This is a genomic window from Streptomyces sp. NPDC056231 (assembly GCF_048270745.1).
Taxonomy (GTDB): Bacteria; Actinomycetota; Actinomycetes; order Streptomycetales; family Streptomycetaceae; genus Streptomyces.
This window is the reverse complement of the sequence record NZ_JBLVKW010000068.1, coordinates 26,751-42,768: the sequence shown is the minus strand read 5'-3', so window position 1 is coordinate 42,768 and position 16,018 is coordinate 26,751. Positions and strand designations below refer to the sequence as shown.

Genomic DNA, 16,018 nt, shown 5'->3' with positions numbered 1-16,018 from the left:
CATAGAGCCGCAGAGCACCCGAAGGAGAAGGAACCTCCTGGCCACGGGGTTGGGGGCTCAGCCGGGCTCAGGGGAACTCACGGGATGTCGCACACTACAGGCTGGACCCGTCGGACGTGAGCTGAGGCAGACGTCAACACAGCGCGCCAGGGGCCAAGAGTGCACTGGCGCGCTTGCGCTCCCCCTCAGCCCGCGCTTTCGCCCGTGGCCGCGTCCAACGACTCCGTCATCGGTTCGCAGCCGTCTCCGTCCGCGTCGGGTGTGCACCGGGTGTCGGTGACGACCACCGACCACACCGCGCGCCACGGACCCGTATGGCCTATGGTCCGCTCGGTGGTGAGCGGACCGACCTCGATCCGCAGCCCGGCCGTGTCGGCACGGTTCTTCCTCCGCTCCTCGCGGACGATCTCCTCGGCCCGCCGTGCCGAGATCAGCTTGGCGGGGAGGGGCACACGCGTGGGGCCGAGGTCGACCTGCATCCCGTACACGCGTCCGGCGGGGTTGATCCGTACGTCGAGGCTGCGGGGCATCTCCGCGCCCCGCTCCTTGAATCGCCAGGAGGTCACCCAGCCGGAGCCGGCGCTGTCGTGGACCGCTCGGGTGGCGTGCCAGGACGCCGACTCGGCCCAGGCGTAGTGGGCGCGCATGTAGGTGCGGGCGATGCGGTAGGCGTCGGCGGTGCCGTGGGGAGTGCTGGCGCCCGGCACCGTGTAACCGACCTTCTCCATGCTTCCCATATTCGCGGTGTTCCCGAAGTCCACGTTCAGCTGGCGTCCTCCGGGCCACATCAGCTCCGCGGGGAACCCGCCCGCGAACTGGATGTTCATCCAGCCGTTGTAGCCGTCGAAGCCGGGGCTGATCCTGACGGCGCCGACCCGGTAGCGGTCGCCGAAGGCCTGGTGTACGGCCCGCTCGGCGGCCACGCGCTCGTCACCGCGGGCGTCCCGCACGCTGGAGCCGTCCATGTGGTTCAGGGTGACGGCGGTCCGGCAGACAACCGCCCCGAGCACGGCGAGGACTGCGGTCACGGCCGCGGTGGGCTCGGCCCAGGCCCGCCAGGCGACGCGCCTGCGCAGCAGCACGAGCCCCGCGGCCACGCCCAGCGCACCGCCGCCGGCGTTCATCTCCATGTCGGCGCTGTCGCAGATGCCGCTCACGAACGGGGCCAGTGCCTGGGTGAGTTCGATGAGGACCGGCAGTGCCAGGACGCCGGCCAGCGCGGGCAGCGGTCGGCGCAGGGCGAGCACGCCGAAGAGGCCGAGCGGCACGAACATCGCCAGGTTCCACAGGCCCTGCGTGGTGTACAGCGGCTCGGTGAGGTCGTGGTTGACCACGCACTCGGCACGTCCGGTCGTGCCGCCGCGCAGCGCCAGCGTGACCCCGAGGACTCCGGTGAGACAGAACACCAGCGGCGCCCACCAGCCCGCGTGGGCGATACGGCGCCGGCGCGCCACGTCCCACGCGAGGAGCCCCAGGACGGCGGCCACCGCTGTGAGCCCGGCCAGGAACCATATGTCGTCCCCGAAGACGGCGTCGAACACGTGCTTACCCATCCCCCCGATGTCATGTCCGACGGCCTGGTCAGAGCCTCGAACACCTGATCATTTCTGAGCCTGGAAGCCTAACCGAGATGCGTAGGCGCCCAAGTCCGCGGGCCCGACCTCCGCGCGCGGCGAAGGGCCGCTGAGCTGCGGTGCTGTTGTTCACGGACTGCCGTAGCCCGATGAGCGCAGGATCCGATTCGTATGTGGGCTTAGCGACCGATTCCGCCCCCGCTCCGGAATGGACTGACGCCCCGGCCTGTCGCCGACGCGACCGATTCCGGCGAAGGACCAGCCTCCAACCTGCGGCCGGGAGCGCGAACTCAGCTCATCCGATCTCCGTGATCACTGGACAGGCCAGCTGCAGCCGCCCAGAAGAAGACGTGCCCGCACGAGGGGGCTGGCATTCGCGAGCGTTCGGCGAGGACGGTCAGCGCACGGCGCAGTTCCGTGCCCAGTCGGATGAGCTGGAGGCTGTACTGCCCACCCATGTAGGCGTACAGCCGGAAGACCTTGACGGCCAGTTCGTCGCGGCCGTCGGCGAAGGTGTCCGGGAGTCCGGCGAGCAGCTCGAAGTCGTGTTTACCGGTCGCCGCGTCAGCCACCGCGCTCAGAGGTAGGACGTCAAGTTCTGCGGCAGATACGGAAGTGTCGATCGCGACGGCATGGGCGGCCAGGGCCGCAAATACCTCGATCAGCCGCTCGCCTTCCACGATGTTGATGCCCCAGGCCCCTAGATGATCGATTCCAAGGGTTCGCCTGCGCGCAGAAAGCGAGGGAGTCCAACATCGGCCGCAGAGGCCGTGCAAGAACGCGGTAAGGAAGGCGCGGTCCGCCGCTGTCACGCGTGGCCTGTCGATCTGCCGCTGCAGGATGGCCAGCTGATGCCGGAACGTCAGCCTGACGCACCGGCCCTGCGATCACCGGACGTTCAAGAAAATCTGCACTTCACATGCCATGGATGGGGTTTTCGGCACCCGCGCGTCCACCTCGCCGGGTCATCGCGAGTGCCTCAGGAATTCGCTTCATCGGCTGCTGCGGTCGAGGCGGCACCGGCTGCTGCGTCGGGACGCCGTGCTCGCATCCACGTCGCGATGCCCAGGGCAACGCTCCACAACAGGGCGAGGGAAACGAGCAGGCCGTAAACCACAACTCCCGGAAACAGACTCGGTCGCAGAAACAAAGCTGTGGCGCCGACAAACGTCGCGGCAACAGCCGCGCACCCCGTCCAGCCCAGCCATCCTGGGTGGCCCTCGCGCAACAAAGCCCACCCGAACAGGAGGAGCGAGAGGCCCCACAAGATGCCGATCCCTGTCAGCGACGGGCCGTAGCGGCTTGCGGGTCATCTGCCGGGAGGTCGCCGTGCATCAGGCGGGAGACGAACGCAAGGACACCTCCGAGGATCAGGCAAGCCGCTGCGGTCATCATGCAGAGCCGTTCGCGAGTCACAGCACCCCCATCTCGATGGGGGGCTGACCGTACCGCGAGCGACAGCCACGCGGAACCCCCATCCGCAGGGCGGCGTCACTCGTGGCTGACCTCGATACCACGCTCGAGCATCAACTCCTCGATGTCACGCAAACTCAGAGCGAACCGGTGGTACAGCCACACGCAGTGGGAGATGACCTCCGGAGGAAACCGAAAACCCCGGTACGACGGCGAGTCCACGGACAGTCCCTCCCACGACCCCATAAGCCAGATGATCACGCCATCAGGGTCATGCTCGCGGCGGGCACGTTCCCCGAACCCGAGACCGGCGACGCCGGGGCCGGCCGCGGCCTTCCTGTTCTGCCTGTGTGGCGCAGCGGCTCGGGCTTGCCCTGGTCCCGGGGCAAGCCATGCGTGGCCCGTGGCGAAAGGACAGCCGCCGCGGACCACGCATGCGACCCTGCCGGTCGCTCGGCACGCCGTACGTCAGCGCCGTGCGTCCTCCGAGGCGTCCAGGAGCGGCAGGCCGGCCGAGTACCGGCGGAGGTATCCGGCGGTGGGAGTGTCCGCGCCGGCGACGCTGTCGGGGGTGCCCTGCGCGACCACCGCGCCTCCGTTGGGGCCGGCTCCCGGTCCGAGGTCGATCACCCAGTCCGCGGACGCGGCGACGGGGATGTCGTGTTCGGCCACGACGACGGTGTTGCCGGAGTCGAGCAGCATGTCGAGCGCGTCGACGACTCGCTGGATGTCGGACGGGTGCAGGCCCGAGACGGGTTCGTCGAGGACGACGAGGCCGGCCTTGCGGCTCGCCGCGCCGCGCTGGATCGCGGACGCGAGTTTGAGGCGCTGGGCCTCGCCGCCGGATAGCTCGGTGGCGCTCTGGCCGAGTCTGAGGTAGCCGAGCCCGACCCGGTCGAGCGCAGCGAGGGTCTCCGCGAGCTGCCGGGGTTCGGTGAAGGTATCCCCGGCCTCGGCGACGGTGAGGTCCAGCACCTGGTCGACGGTCAGCCCCAGGTAGGTGACCTCCAGGGCCTCGGGCCCGTAGCGCCGGCCGTCGCACGTGTCGCACACCACCCACATGTCGGGGAGGAAGTGCATGTCGACGAGCCTGCGGCCGTAGCCGGTGCAGGTCTCGCAGCGGCCGCCGGTGGTGTTGAAGCTGAACCAGGAGGCGTCGACGCCTCGCGCCCGTGCCGTGTCGGTGGCGGCGAACAGTTTGCGGACGATGTCGAACGCCTTGCTGTACGTGGCCGGGTTGGACCGCGGCGTGCGCCCGAGGGGTTCCTGGTCGACCACGGCGACCCAGCCGAATCCGTCGAGTCCGGTCACCGCGCGCACGGTGTCGGCGGCCGTGCCTTTGAGGGCGGCCGCCGCGCCCGCGGCGAGTGCGCCCAGGACGCTGCTCTTGCCGCTGCCGCTGACCCCGGTCAGGCAGGTGAGCCGCCCGGCAGGGAGGCGCAGCAGCTCCGCGGCCGCGTTGTGGGCGCGTAGGCCATGCAGTTCCACCCAGTCGGCGTCATCGCGGACCGGGCGGGGGGTACGGCGCAGCCGCGGCCCGTTGCCGGCCAGGTAGCGGCCAGTGGCCGAGGCGGGATCGGCGGCGGCCAGGGCGGGTGAACCAGAGACCAGGACCTCGCCGCCGAGGCAGCCCGCGCCGGGTCCCATATCGACGATCCAGTCGGCGCGGGCGATCAGTTCGGGGTCGTGTTCGACGAGGAGGACGGTGTTGCCGGCTTCGCGCAACTCCAGGGCGATGTCGAGGAGGTGCTTCTTGTCCGCCGGGTGCAGCCCGGCGCCGGGTTCGTCCAGGACGAAGATGACGTCGCTCAGCTCGGTGCCGAGCTGAGCGACGAGCCGGGTGCGCTGCAACTCGCCGCCGGACAGTGTGGCGGCGCTGCGGGACAGCTGAAGGTGGGCCAGGCCGAGCCGGTCCAGGAGGCGGAGCCGGCGTCCGAGGTCCTGCAGCAGGGGCTCGCCGACGGTGCGCTGCCGGGCGTCGAGGGAGTCGGCGACGTGCCCGGCCCAGCGGCGGACCTCGCGCACGTCCACGTCCAGCAGATCGGGGTAGGTCAGGCCGCCGAGACGTACGGACCGGGCGACCCGATCGAATCCGCTGCCGTGACAGGGGCCGCAGGGCTGCTTGCGCATATACGGCAGGTAGCGCTGCTTGGCGTCGGCCGTCCGGGCGTTGACGAACACCCGTTCCACCTCGGCAAGCGCGCCGCGCAGCGGTTGGCTGGAGGTGTAGGTCATACGAGCCGTCTCGTTCTTGTTCGGAATGTCGACGGTGGCCTCGACCGCCTCGTCGCCGGTGCCGTACAGGACGTCGTGCCGGAACGCCGTGGGCAGCGACTGCCAGGGCCGGCCAAGGTCCACGCCACGTTTGGCGGCGAGTGCGGGGACGAACATGTGCTCTCCGGACCGCCATTTGGCGTACCAGGGGGAGGCGCCCTCGAAGAGGGGGAGGTCCGGGCGGGTGATGACGAGGTCTTCCTGGGCCTGCCAGCGTCCGCCGGCGCCGTGGCAGTCCGGGCAGCTGCCTTCGGGGGTGTGGCGGTCGAAGTGCGCGGTGGTCAGGGGACCGGCGCCGGCGTCCGCGGCCGGGTCCGTGTTCGTGTCCGAGCCGATCCGCGGGAGGCGCGAGTAGAGCAGGCCGAGGTGCCCGTCGATCCCTGTGATGGTGGCGACAGTGGAGCGGGGGTTGCGGTTCAGGCGGCGCTGGTCGACCGCGAGCGTGGCGCCGAGGCCGAGAATGCGGTCGACCTTGGGGCGGTTGCGCTGGGTGATGTACTGGCGTACGAACGGCGAAAGGCCCTCCAGGTACCGCAGTTGGGCCTCGCTGTGCAGGGTGTCGATGGCGAGTGAGGTTTTGCCGCTGCCGCTGACGCCGGTAAAGGCGACGAGTCGGCCTTTGGGGATGCTGATGGACACGTTGCGCAGATTGTTGGTGCGGGCGCCCACGACGTCGATGGTGTCGCGCGTCTTGCCGGCCCCGGCAGCGTGTGGGGCCGGCATGCGCGTGTCCGGTACGGGCGGGGTCACGCCTCGTCCGCCTTCCCGCCGAGCTTGGCGAGGTCGGGGGCGAACACGGCCATCCACTGCGGGTGCAGCCGGTAGAAGACCACGTCGTTGTCCCAGTCGAAGGCGTCGTCGCCGTAGAAGTCCCGGAAGTACGCGAGCAGGTCCGGCCAGTCGGCGGCCGGCTCGCCGCAGTGGGGGTTGAGGACCTCCGCGGTGCCGTGTGTGAACACGCCCAGGTCCTCCCCGCGCATGTGCGCGGCGCTGACGGCGGGCCGGGCGGCGAGGTGCCGGGCTTTGGCGGCGACGCGCGCGGTGCCGAAGTGCCACTTTCCGTGCAGGAAGTGCCCGTCCACGCCGCTGATCCGCGGCTCGCCCTTCGCCGTCACGGTGGACAGCGCAAGCGTGCACATGCCGGTGAGCACGCGAGTGAGTTGCTCGGCAGTGAGCGTGCGCTCGCTGCTGATGATCGACCGCAGGTGCGCCGTGGAGCGCGAGAGCGAGGCGTCGAGGAGGGCTTGGAGCCGGTGCAGGTCGTCGGGTGTTTCGCGCATGAGGGTCCTTGTCTGTCCGTCGTCCCGGCCCGCGCCACCACGACACCGACCGGCGCCCCCACTGTCTCCACAAAACCCGACACCCTCTGTCGTATTTCTTGTGGTGTCCTCTGCACCCTGCCACCGGGGTGTGGGCAGGCGTACAAGCGAGTGGTCGTGCTGGGTGTGCAGGGCGTCGAAGGTGACCACCGTGCCGTCCAAGTCCAGGCCTGCGAGCAGCGGCTTGAAGACGGTGATCTCGCCGCTCTTGGCCGAGACTTGGCGCTGGGCGACGAGGGTGCGCTCGCCGTGCACGACGGCGGCCACCAGGTGGACGGCCGCTCGGGTGGCGGTGCGCGAACCGCGCAGCGTCTTGCCGTCGACCGCGACGGCGCGCAGCGGCCCGGGGGTCGGTTCCGGCTCGGTGGTCTGCTGCTCCAGCCAGGCGCCGACCGCGGCGTCCAGGGCGTCGCCGTCGAGGCGGGCGAGCAATCGCCCCAGGGTGCTGGCCCGCGGGATGCCATGGGCCAGGCCGAGTCGGGTGCGCAGGTCGGGGGCGAGGCCGTGGGGGCCTTGTCAAGTTGCGTGTGTAGCAGGTGAGTTGTGGCGTACTGATGGCGCTCGGGTGCCGTGCCGTGCACGGTGCTCAGGTGTGCGCGGCCGCGCCGGTGACGGTCTTCCAGAGGCGGAATCGTTCGGTCATCTCGGCACGGTAGTCACTCGCTGTGATCAGATGCCGGCGGGGCCGGAAGAGTGTCGAGATCCTTGAGAACGCGGCGAGGAATCTCTGCGCCGCACCCGTTGAGCGGAAGTTCTTCATAGCCCTCTCGCGCTGCCTCGTGGGCTGATGGCTGTTCTCTGCACGGTTGTTCAAGTACTTCGAGCTGCGGTGCTCCACCGAGGGCATGACCTCGCGGTGGGCGACGCCGTAGCTGCGGAGCTTGTCCGTGACGAGTACACGGGGTACGTACTCAAGATCCTTCAGCAGCTTGCGGAAGAAGCGTTTCGCAGCCCGGCCATCACGCTTGCTCTGCACCCAAATGTCCAGGACGTTGCCGTCCTGGTCGACGGCCCGCCAGAGATACCGCCTCTTCCCGTTGACTTTGATGAACACCTCGTCCATGTGCCACTTGTCGCCCGGGCCGGGCCGGCGGCGACGCAGGTTCCGGGCGTAGGCGGGGCCGAACGTCGCGCACCAGGCACGGACCGTCTCGTACGAGACCGTAATGCCCCGCTCGAACAAGAGCTCCTCGACCTCCCGATACGAGAGTGGGAAACGGTGATACAACCACACCGCGTGACCGATCACCTCGGCCGGGAACCGATACCCCTTGTACGACGGCGACACCTCGGACTCCACGACCGGCCCCTCCCGCAACGATCACCATCAAGAGCCTCCCACGCCCCTTCGGCAACCTGACAGAGCCGTTGCATGAGCAAGGGGCGGGAGGCTTGTGCAGCTCAGTGCCGTGCGATCGAGTGGCACAGGTGTCGTGCTAACGCCGAATCGGGGTTCCTGCCCTGGCTACACAAGCCCCTCCCTGGAGGCCATCGCGGAACTCACCAGCCTGCTCGCCCCGGGGACGCCCGGCGCTGATGCGTCGGGGACCGGCTTGCAATCGGTACCTGGGTACAGGTTTACCGTCGGACGTGTCCCCACCACGGGGACGTGACGACGGGAGTGAGCGCGATGAGTGATCTGGCGTGGGTGCCGCAGTCCTGCACGTTACCCACCAAGGAGCGCCCCCTGCGGGTCGCCGAGTGGGATGCGCTGTTCTCCGAGCGGCTGACCTCGCTGTCCCGGATGCAGCCGCTCCACCTGCGCCTTGAACTGGCAAGCGGAGAGGGTGTTGAGGACCGGGTCCGTGACCTGGTGGAGCGCGAGAGCGGGTGCTGCTCCTTCTTCACCTTCACAACCACCTCCGGCGATGACCTGATCCGTCTGGACATCTCGGTGGACGAGGCGCACGCGGCGGTCCTGGACGCACTGGCCGCACGGACCGCTGCCACCGGAGAGCATCGGTGAGCACGGGCCTGCGCAGCGGACAGGTCGCCGAGGCGGCCGGGGTGAACATCCAGACGCTGCGCTACTACGAGCGGCGCGGCCTGCTGGCCGAGCCGGAACGCAGCACCGGCGGTCACCGCCTCTACGGCGAGAACGCGGTAACCGCGCTGCGGGTGATCAAGGCCGCCCAGCGGCTCGGGTTCACGCTGGAGGAGGTCGCCGAACTCCTGGAGGCCGGCCGCCATCGGCACGGCCGCCCTATGGCGGGACTCCAGGACCACGCCGCGGCCAAGCTCGCCGAGGTCGACGCGAAGATCGCCGACCTGACCACCATCCGCACCGCCCTGGCCGCCGCCGTCGACGCGGGCTGCGACGACCTGACCGTCTGCGCGTCCAGCGCCTGCTGCCCCATCCCCTTCACCGACCTCGCCGAGGAGAACCGCCATGCCGGACCCTGCTGCTGACCCCCGCCCCCACCGCACCCCGAAGGCGCTCGGGGGCCTGGCCGCGCTGGCATGTGTGGCGTGCTGCGCGCTGCCCGTCCTGATCACGGCGGGCGTAGTCGGCGCCGGGGCCGGAGCGGTGGTGGGCTGGCTGCCCGCCCTCGCCGTCGTCCTGGCCGTGTTCGCCGCCGGTAGCTGGTGGCTTGGCCAGCGCCGCCCGTCCTGCTCCTGCTCGCCGAAGACCGCAGGTGAGGACGGGTGCGGCTGCCAGCGGTCCGCCGACCCGCTGAAGATCACGGGCGCGGGCCGTCGGTAGGGGTAGCCGGTATGACTGTCGCTCGTTCCGTTGCCCTGTTCGTCGTCGCCGCCCTCTTCGAGATCGGCGGTGCCTGGCTGGTGTGGCAGGGCATCCGCGAGCACAAGGGCTGGATCTGGATCGGCGCCGGCGCCATCGCCATCGCCCTCGGCCTGTATGGGGTGGTGGCGACGTTTCAGTCCGACGACAACTTCGGCCGCATCCTCGCCGCGTACGGCGGGATCTTCGTGGCCGGGTCGATCGCCTGGGGCATGGTCGCCGACGGCTACCGCCCCGACCGCTTCGACGTCATCGGCGCTCTGGTGTGCCTCGCAGGGATGGCCGTGATCATGTACGCGCCCCGCAGCCACTGACCTACTCCTTGTCCACCGCGTCCGGGGCGCGCAGGGGCCGCAGGCCGGCGGGCAGGTCTGGCAGGTCTGGCAGGGAGAAGTAGTAGTTGATGTAGTGCCGCACGAACGGCGACAGGCGGGCCGCGTTGCCCTATATCTGGCTGCCTGCTCATCCGACAGGAACTCGACCGCCACAACAGCTCTCCGAAGGTCGACAACAACGACCCCCGAAGTCCCGAACCGCCTGTCGGTTTGGGACACCGCGGCGGACGATCAGTTGAGTGCTGTGGCGGTGTACCCGGCGGTGGCGTCGCGGGGCCCCGCGTCGGCTTTGCCGGGTCAGCCGGTGCGGCGGCCGATACCGGGCAGGAACCGCCCGGCCCGGGCCGTGTAGTCGGTGTACGCCGCGCCGTGCGTGGCATGGAGGTAGGGCTCTTCGACGATCCGAACCTGCAGCTGGATCGCTGCGACGAGGGCGGTCAGAGCGAGGACGGCGACCGCGTTCGGCACCATCAGCGCCAGTCCGGCGGCGGTCACGGTCATTGCGGTGAACACTGGGTTGCGCACGCTCGCGAACGTCCCGGAGGTGACCAGCGCGGTTTGCTCGCCGGCGTCGACTCCCACCCGCCACGAGGCGCCCATCGCGCTCTGTGCTGCCAGCGTAATGGCGATCCCGCCGACGGTGATCACCAGCCCTGCCCAGCGCCACACCAATGCCCCTGTGCCGGAAAGGTCCGGCAGACCTGCGAGGGCCGCGAGCGGGGCCGCCGCACCGCCGAGGAGCGCGAGGACGAACAGGACGCCCGCCCACCAGGAGGCGGACCCGGGACGCCCGGAGATTCCGCGGAATCCTGCGTCTCCGGTCCGGCGGGCCTGGATCGCCGCCCGGATCCCGAACGCGGTCACCGCCCACCCGGTGAAGAGAGCCAGTGCTAACCAAACCCACGCATTCATGTCGTCGCCCCTGTCTTGTCGGTGAAGCAGCACGTGTCGTTGTTGGTGCCGCGGGTACTTGCCGTCGCGGTGGTGGTTGGTGCGGTCAGTGTCGGCGCGGGTCCCGCGGGTCCACAGGCGCAGCCCTTGCCCTGCCAGGCGTCGATGCCCTCCTGCGATGTACCGCCTTCATGACAGTGAGCCACCTGTAAATGCACCGCTCCACGTCAGCCACCGAGACGCAAAGCACCACCTCGTGTCAGCAGCCAGCCGTCGCCATAAGCCAGAGACCTGCAAGAAGACGCCCACCTGATCAACCGTCACTGCCACCAGCTCACCGAGATGAACCCGACACATCGCAACTAGCTAGTAGTTCGGCAGTGATCCGCAGCAGACCTCCGGATGTCTCCATCCGTTCGACCTGCACTGTGGCCAGCTGCGGCAGCAACTTCTCCAGCGTGACAACACACACCACCACGCTGGCATGGTCAACGCAGCCGCATCAGGGGCGCGTTGAAGCACAGGTCGGTTACGAAAATCTTGGAAGAGCCAGATCGCTTACACGCCCCACTGGCTCGCCGTCAGTCGAGGGTTTCGGTGAGGGCCTGCAGGATGCGTGGGGTGACGCGTTTGGGCAGGTCCTGGGCGCCGGGCCGGATGCCCTGGCTGATCTGTAGGGCGGCCATGCCTTCGACGAGTGAGACCAGCAGCCGGCTCAGGTCGGTGGCGGTGAGGGCGGGGCGGCGGCCGAGACGGGTGAGGGAGGCTTCGAGTAGCTCGGCCAGGCCCTGGATGAGGCGTTCCTCGTGTATCGCCAGGGCATCGACCGCCTCATACTCACCCGCCGGTACCAAGCGCTTCTCAGCAGTTGCGGCACCCTTGCCGAAGGCGCCCAGAAACGTCTGGTCAACGGGCTGGTGAACCTCGAACTCACGGAGCGAGTGCAAGCTCTCCAGGCCGCAGGGGAAGCGCTGAGGGCGCAGATGGACCGGTGGAGCGCGCCGGAGAGGTTCGTGGTCGCCGACTCCAGCTTCTACTGCCACAACCCTGACAAGCTCGCCGACGCCGATCTGCACCAGGTCCTCGACCTACGGGAACACGAAGATATTCGCCTGCTCTTTCCGATCACGGTTGTCGATGAACTCGATGGCCTGAAGGAGTCCGGCAAGGAGAAAGGCCGCTGGCGCGCGTCGCACACCCTGGGCCTCCTGGACGAACTCTTGGACGGACGGACCTCCAATACATGGCACCGCGGCGGATTCTCCCCGGAGACCGGTGAAATCCGCGGCCGGGTAAGCGTCGAAATCGTCCTGGATCCGCCCGGCCACATACGCCTGCCCATCGCCGATGACGAGATCATCGACAGGGCCGTCGCCATCCAGTCGATGGCCGCCCGCGAGGTGCGGCTACTGACGTGCGATACCGGGCAGCACACACGCGGGCGGGCGGCTGGTCTGGAAGTGACAAAGATTTCCGCGAAAGATCCCGGCCCGGAGCCCGACTGGGCAGCACAGGACAAGCCGGGCAGCGGAACGAGGCAGAAGCGCCGTGAGCGTTCAGCCGCCCAGGCAGCTGCACAGCCGCCGGCGACCAAGGCCACCAACGGCTAGTGCTGTGACCGGGATGGTCCACCGTGATCGGAAGGCGGCTCGCGGGACGAGCGCACGCGCAACGGCTGGTATTACTGGGGCATGCAGGAAGAGACGGCACGCTCCGCGATCGACACGTTCATCTCCGCGTTTAACGCCTCGGACGACAGCTATGTGACTGCCCTGCTCTCCCAGGCCCTGACCTCAGACGTGGTCTTCTGGGGGCCGTTGGGTCGCAGCGAAGGAATCGGCGCGGTCGAGCGGTTCGTGCTGGACATCCGGCGCCACCCGGCGGGGACCGGCACGATGGTGCGCTGCTCAGCGGTGGACATGCCTGACGAGTGGGCCCGGTACCAGTGGGTCTTCACCACGCCGGATGGAGGCCCCCGCCTGGCGGGAACGGACGTCGTCCATCTGCGGCGGAGCCTCATCGACCAGGTCATCGTCTTTGCGGGGGAGATCGAGCCGTCCGCCTCCTGAGTCGTCCTTCTGTCGCTGTCCTTCTCGTGAACTTGTCCCTTTCGGTACTCCGGGGCTGCGGTTCGCGGTCGGTCAGGCTGCGGCGTTGAGGGGGCGTCCACCCCAGCGGATGCCCTGGCGGCTGCGGCGGCGCTACGGCCCGACCGTCACCGGTATCTGCCAGGACGCCACCGGCAAGCTCTGGAGCGGTCTGGCCCACCGCCACTACCGGCTCGTCCACCGAGCCGAACTGCTCCACGACTTGGTCCGGGTCAAGGGACCAACCGTCGAACCGGACAAGGCGGCCCCCTGGCTGATCGCTGCCGGATACCCCGAACACGTCACGCTGATCAGCCTGTTCTCATCGGCCCGTTGGAGACGGTCCATCCTCAGTGACGACCTCCTCGTTGTCGCACAGGCCATCGCCGAATTCCACCGCCGCTTCCCGATGCAGGCGCCCCTTCGAGGCACCAGCCGCACATGGCTCAGCACGACCATCACGGCCACAGCCAGACAGATCGATGCCCTCCTGAACCCACCGAGATAGCTTTATCGCCGACACTTGGGCCGCTCGACCGTTGGGATGCGCATGCGCTAATCGACGTCGTTCATCAACTCGTCCAGCGCCTGACGCGCCAGCGGAACGAAACGTTGCTGGCATCCCTCCACGACAGCATTCGACTCGGAAGCAGTTGAGCGATAACGCTCCTGCTGATCCTCGCTCAGCGGCCCACGGCAAGACCGACGCCGTCGACGCCGAGGCCGCCGCCCGCGCCGTGCTGTCCGGACGCGCCACCGCCACGGCCAAGACGAGCGACGGCCCGGTGGAGATGCTGCGGCTGTTCAAACTCGCCAAGGGATCCGCGATCAAATCCCGCACCCAGGCCATCAACCAGCTCAAGAGCGTCCTGGTCTGCGCCGACTCCGCCCTGCGCGAGGCCCTGGCCAGCCTGACCAACCCGCACCTGATCAAGCGGTGCGCCGCACTGGAAGCTCTGGACGCGACCGGGCCTGCTACAGCTGCCCGGCACACCCTGCGTCTGCTGGCCCGCCGAATCCAGCACCTGACCGAAGAGATCGACGAACTGAACCAGCGGATAGCCGAGGCCGTCAAGGCGAGTACGCCCGGTCTGCTCGACGTACGCGGCGCCGGCCCGGACAGCGCCGCAGCCCTGCTCATCACCGCAGGTGACAACCCCGAACGCCTCACCAGCGAGGCGTCTTTCGCAGCCTTGTGCGGCACCAGCCCGGTCGAAGCGTCCTCCGGCAAGACCCAGCGCCGCAGACTCAACCGCGGCGGCGACCGCCAGGCCAACGCCGCCCTCTACCGGATCGTCCTCAGCCGCCTGCGCTGGGACGACCGCACCCGGAACTACCTGCAGCAACGCCTTGCCGAGGGCAAGACGCGCCGAGAAGTCATCCGCTGCCTCAAGCGCTACATCGCACGGGAGGTCTACCGGCTCATCGCCACTCCGAACCCCGCAGCCAGCCGCGCACGTGCCGCAACCGCTACTTGACATCCATAGGGGCATCAACGCCTCTTGGAGCGCACCGGGCAGCGCGTGGATGCGGCGATCGGAATCGGCCCGCCCGCAACTCGACGGCTCCGGACTCAGCAGCTCGCGCGACGGCGCGGACCGGGCGATGCGGGTGCTGCTCGCCCACGGGGGCGCCCGGCGGGTGGCCACGGCGGAGGACGTCCACATCGATGCGCTCATGCTGGATCTCGCCGATCTGGCCGCCGCGCGCGGGGACGTGGCGACCGGGCCCGTCGCCCGTCTGCTCGACTATGACGCCCGGCACCATTCCCAGCTCGTCCACACGCTGTCGTGCTGGCTGGACGCTTTCGGTGACGTTGGTGCCGCGTCCGCCACGGCGGACGTGCACCCCAACACCTTCCGGTACCGACTGCGCCGGGTCGCAGAGGTCGGTGAGATCAACCTCGACGACCCTGGCGAGCGGTTCGCGGCGATGCTGCAACTCCGGCTCCACCCGCCCGGCACCATGAGTAGAAGCACCGCAACGAGTCAACATACGTCCGCACCGCTCAAACACCACCTGAAGATTCGTGGAACTCCACGAATCGGCTGCGTCGCCTGATGTCCAGGATGGGCCATCAACCCCGACGCAGCGGTACGGAGGTAACCATGACCGCGGTGGTCACCGAGGACACCTGGACATCTGAGCGGGTCAACCGGACAGCAACGATCACGATGGTGGTCATGCTGTGCGCCTGGTCGATCGACTACATCGACCGGTTCTCCATCAGCATGGCTCTGCCGTCGATCGGAGAGGAGTTCCATCTCGGCAAGACCGCGCAGGGCTCGCTGGTCACCGTCTTCGCGCTGGTCTACATGATCTGCCAGATACCGGCTGGCTACCTGGCCGATCGGTATGGCTCTCGCAAACCGATGCTGATCACGCTTGTGCTGTGGTCGTTGTTCACCGCTTTGACCGGGATGGCCGGCACCTTCGGTCTGCTCCTGCTGTTCCGTGGCCTGTTCGGTGCTTGTCAGGGCGCCTTCCCGGCGGCGTCGTTCAAAGCCATCGCGGAACGGACGACACCGGAGAGACGGGGGACCGCCACGAGTGTGATGTTGTCCGCCAGCGGGATCGCCGGCCTTGCACCCCTGCTCGTCGCCCCACTGCTGACAGCCATCGGCTGGAGGCAGACCTTCCTTTGGATGGCGGGTTGTGGCGCGGCCATCGGCATCGGGCTGTGGGCGCTCCTGCCCAAGGCGTTGCCGGACCGGCTCAGCCGACTGCCGCAAACGGCGGTGACGACGCCCGAAGTCTCGCGTGCGCAAGTGCTGAAGTCCCCGGGCGTGTGGAAGTTCGCGGTGCTGTTCTGCGCGATGAACATGCTCAGCTACGGCCTCGTCACCTGGGTGCCCAGCTATCTGCTCGAGGCCAGACACTTGTCGCTGAACGAGACCGGCGTGCTGTCGGCGATCCCGAGTCTGGTGGGCTTCGCGACGACCATCTTCGGCGGCTGGCTGTTCGACCGGTACTTCCATGACAAGGCCAGGTGGTATCTGGTGTCCATCGCGACGGTGACCGCGGTCCTGCTCGCCCTGATGGTGTCGGCGGGCAGCGCGGCGACATTCACGGTCTACGAGACGTTGGCCGTCGGAGTGTTCGGAATGGCGACGATGTGCGTCTTCGGCCTTCCGCTGCGGGTGCTTCCCACGGCGGTGGCCGGACTCGGTTCCGGGATGACGAACTTCGGCGGCCAGGTCGCCGGAGTAATCGCGCCGCTGGCGATGGGCTGGCTGGCGGACGCGTTCTCCTACACCGCGGCGTTCGGCTTCCTGATCGGCACCACGCTACTCACCGCGGTACTCGCGTTCTGGGTCCCACAGCGAGCCGATCAGTTCAACTTCCCGTCGACCGGCACCAAGTAGTCGGTCGGCGCACCAGC

16 protein-coding genes and 3 pseudogenes are annotated in these 16,018 nt (G+C 68.8%); 10 read left to right on the top strand and 9 right to left on the bottom strand.

Annotated elements, in window-relative coordinates:
• Positions 1–185: 185 nt before the first annotated feature.
• The 7 genes and pseudogenes from ACNPQM_RS34350 to ACNPQM_RS34320 form a co-directional block, all read right to left on the bottom strand.
• Entirely contained in the window at positions 186–1,553 is a 1,368-nt protein-coding gene (locus ACNPQM_RS34350) for a VanZ family protein (protein ID WP_418087048.1), read from the bottom strand.
• Between the two features lie 311 nt (positions 1,554–1,864).
• Positions 1,865–2,254, bottom strand: a complete 390-nt coding sequence (locus ACNPQM_RS34345) for a hypothetical protein (RefSeq protein ID WP_418087047.1) — start codon at positions 2,252–2,254, stop codon at positions 1,865–1,867.
• An 814-nt stretch (positions 2,255–3,068) separates the two neighbouring features.
• Positions 3,069–3,233, bottom strand: a pseudogene (locus ACNPQM_RS34340) (IS6 family transposase); the annotation flags it as partial.
• 222 nt (positions 3,234–3,455) lie between these two features.
• Positions 3,456–5,984, bottom strand: coding sequence for an excinuclease ABC subunit UvrA (locus tag ACNPQM_RS34335; RefSeq protein ID WP_418087046.1), 2,529 nt, complete (start codon positions 5,982–5,984; stop codon positions 3,456–3,458).
• Positions 5,985–6,007: 23 nt separating this feature from the next.
• Entirely contained in the window at positions 6,008–6,541 is a 534-nt protein-coding gene (locus ACNPQM_RS34330) for a pyridoxamine 5'-phosphate oxidase family protein (protein ID WP_358863203.1), read from the bottom strand.
• Between the two features lie 165 nt (positions 6,542–6,706).
• A pseudogene (locus ACNPQM_RS34325) lies at positions 6,707–7,069 on the bottom strand (ISAs1 family transposase); the annotation flags it as partial.
• A 97-nt stretch (positions 7,070–7,166) separates the two neighbouring features.
• Positions 7,167–7,880, bottom strand: coding sequence for an IS6 family transposase (locus tag ACNPQM_RS34320; RefSeq protein WP_418087045.1), 714 nt, complete (start codon positions 7,878–7,880; stop codon positions 7,167–7,169).
• A 330-nt stretch (positions 7,881–8,210) separates the two neighbouring features.
• On the opposite strand from ACNPQM_RS34320, the gene ACNPQM_RS34315 reads away from it, so the two are divergent.
• The 4 genes from ACNPQM_RS34315 to ACNPQM_RS34300 are packed head-to-tail and all read left to right on the top strand — an operon-like array spanning position 8,211 to position 9,637.
• On the top strand, positions 8,211–8,546 hold the full coding sequence (locus ACNPQM_RS34315) for a hypothetical protein (RefSeq protein ID WP_418087044.1): 336 nt from the start codon (positions 8,211–8,213) through the stop codon (positions 8,544–8,546).
• Complete coding sequence (locus ACNPQM_RS34310) at positions 8,543–8,989, top strand: MerR family transcriptional regulator (protein WP_418087043.1); 447 nt, start codon at positions 8,543–8,545, stop codon at positions 8,987–8,989. The genes ACNPQM_RS34315 and ACNPQM_RS34310 overlap by 4 nt, the downstream gene beginning before the upstream one ends.
• Positions 8,970–9,284: a hypothetical protein gene (locus ACNPQM_RS34305; RefSeq protein WP_418087042.1), complete on the top strand. Its 315-nt coding sequence runs from the start codon at positions 8,970–8,972 to the stop codon at positions 9,282–9,284. The genes ACNPQM_RS34310 and ACNPQM_RS34305 overlap by 20 nt, the downstream gene beginning before the upstream one ends.
• Before the next feature lie 11 nt (positions 9,285–9,295).
• The gene (locus ACNPQM_RS34300) at positions 9,296–9,637 is read left to right on the top strand and encodes a YnfA family protein (protein WP_418087041.1); all 342 of its coding nucleotides are present in this window, start codon (positions 9,296–9,298) and stop codon (positions 9,635–9,637) included.
• Between the two features lie 318 nt (positions 9,638–9,955).
• Here ACNPQM_RS34300 and ACNPQM_RS34295 read toward each other — a convergent pair whose 3' ends face one another.
• On the bottom strand, positions 9,956–10,570 hold the full coding sequence (locus ACNPQM_RS34295; RefSeq protein ID WP_418087040.1) for a methyltransferase family protein: 615 nt from the start codon (positions 10,568–10,570) through the stop codon (positions 9,956–9,958).
• A gap of 560 nt (positions 10,571–11,130) precedes the next feature.
• Positions 11,131–11,496, bottom strand: coding sequence for a hypothetical protein (locus ACNPQM_RS34290; RefSeq protein WP_418087039.1), 366 nt, complete (start codon positions 11,494–11,496; stop codon positions 11,131–11,133).
• 66 nt (positions 11,497–11,562) lie between these two features.
• Between ACNPQM_RS34290 and ACNPQM_RS34285 the strand changes: the two genes are divergently transcribed.
• The 6 genes and pseudogenes from ACNPQM_RS34285 to ACNPQM_RS34260 all read left to right on the top strand — a co-directional run bounded on the left by ACNPQM_RS34285 (position 11,563) and on the right by ACNPQM_RS34260 (position 16,001).
• A complete protein-coding gene (locus ACNPQM_RS34285) occupies positions 11,563–12,159 on the top strand; it encodes a PIN domain-containing protein (RefSeq protein WP_418087038.1) in 597 nt (198 codons plus the stop codon).
• Between the two features lie 81 nt (positions 12,160–12,240).
• Positions 12,241–12,618 carry a nuclear transport factor 2 family protein gene (locus ACNPQM_RS34280; RefSeq protein WP_361445770.1) on the top strand — a complete coding sequence of 126 codons (378 nt, stop codon included), beginning with the start codon at positions 12,241–12,243 and terminating at the stop codon, positions 12,616–12,618.
• Between the two features lie 109 nt (positions 12,619–12,727).
• Positions 12,728–13,144, top strand: coding sequence for a hypothetical protein (locus tag ACNPQM_RS34275; RefSeq protein ID WP_418087037.1), 417 nt, complete (start codon positions 12,728–12,730; stop codon positions 13,142–13,144).
• Between the two features lie 625 nt (positions 13,145–13,769).
• Positions 13,770–14,114: pseudogene (locus ACNPQM_RS34270) on the top strand (transposase); the annotation flags it as partial.
• Positions 14,115–14,163: 49 nt separating this feature from the next.
• Positions 14,164–14,697: a PucR family transcriptional regulator gene (locus ACNPQM_RS34265; RefSeq protein WP_418087036.1), complete on the top strand. Its 534-nt coding sequence runs from the start codon at positions 14,164–14,166 to the stop codon at positions 14,695–14,697.
• Between the two features lie 47 nt (positions 14,698–14,744).
• Complete coding sequence (locus tag ACNPQM_RS34260; RefSeq protein ID WP_418087035.1) at positions 14,745–16,001, top strand: MFS transporter; 1,257 nt, start codon at positions 14,745–14,747, stop codon at positions 15,999–16,001.
• Positions 16,002–16,018: the final 17 nt, after the last annotated feature.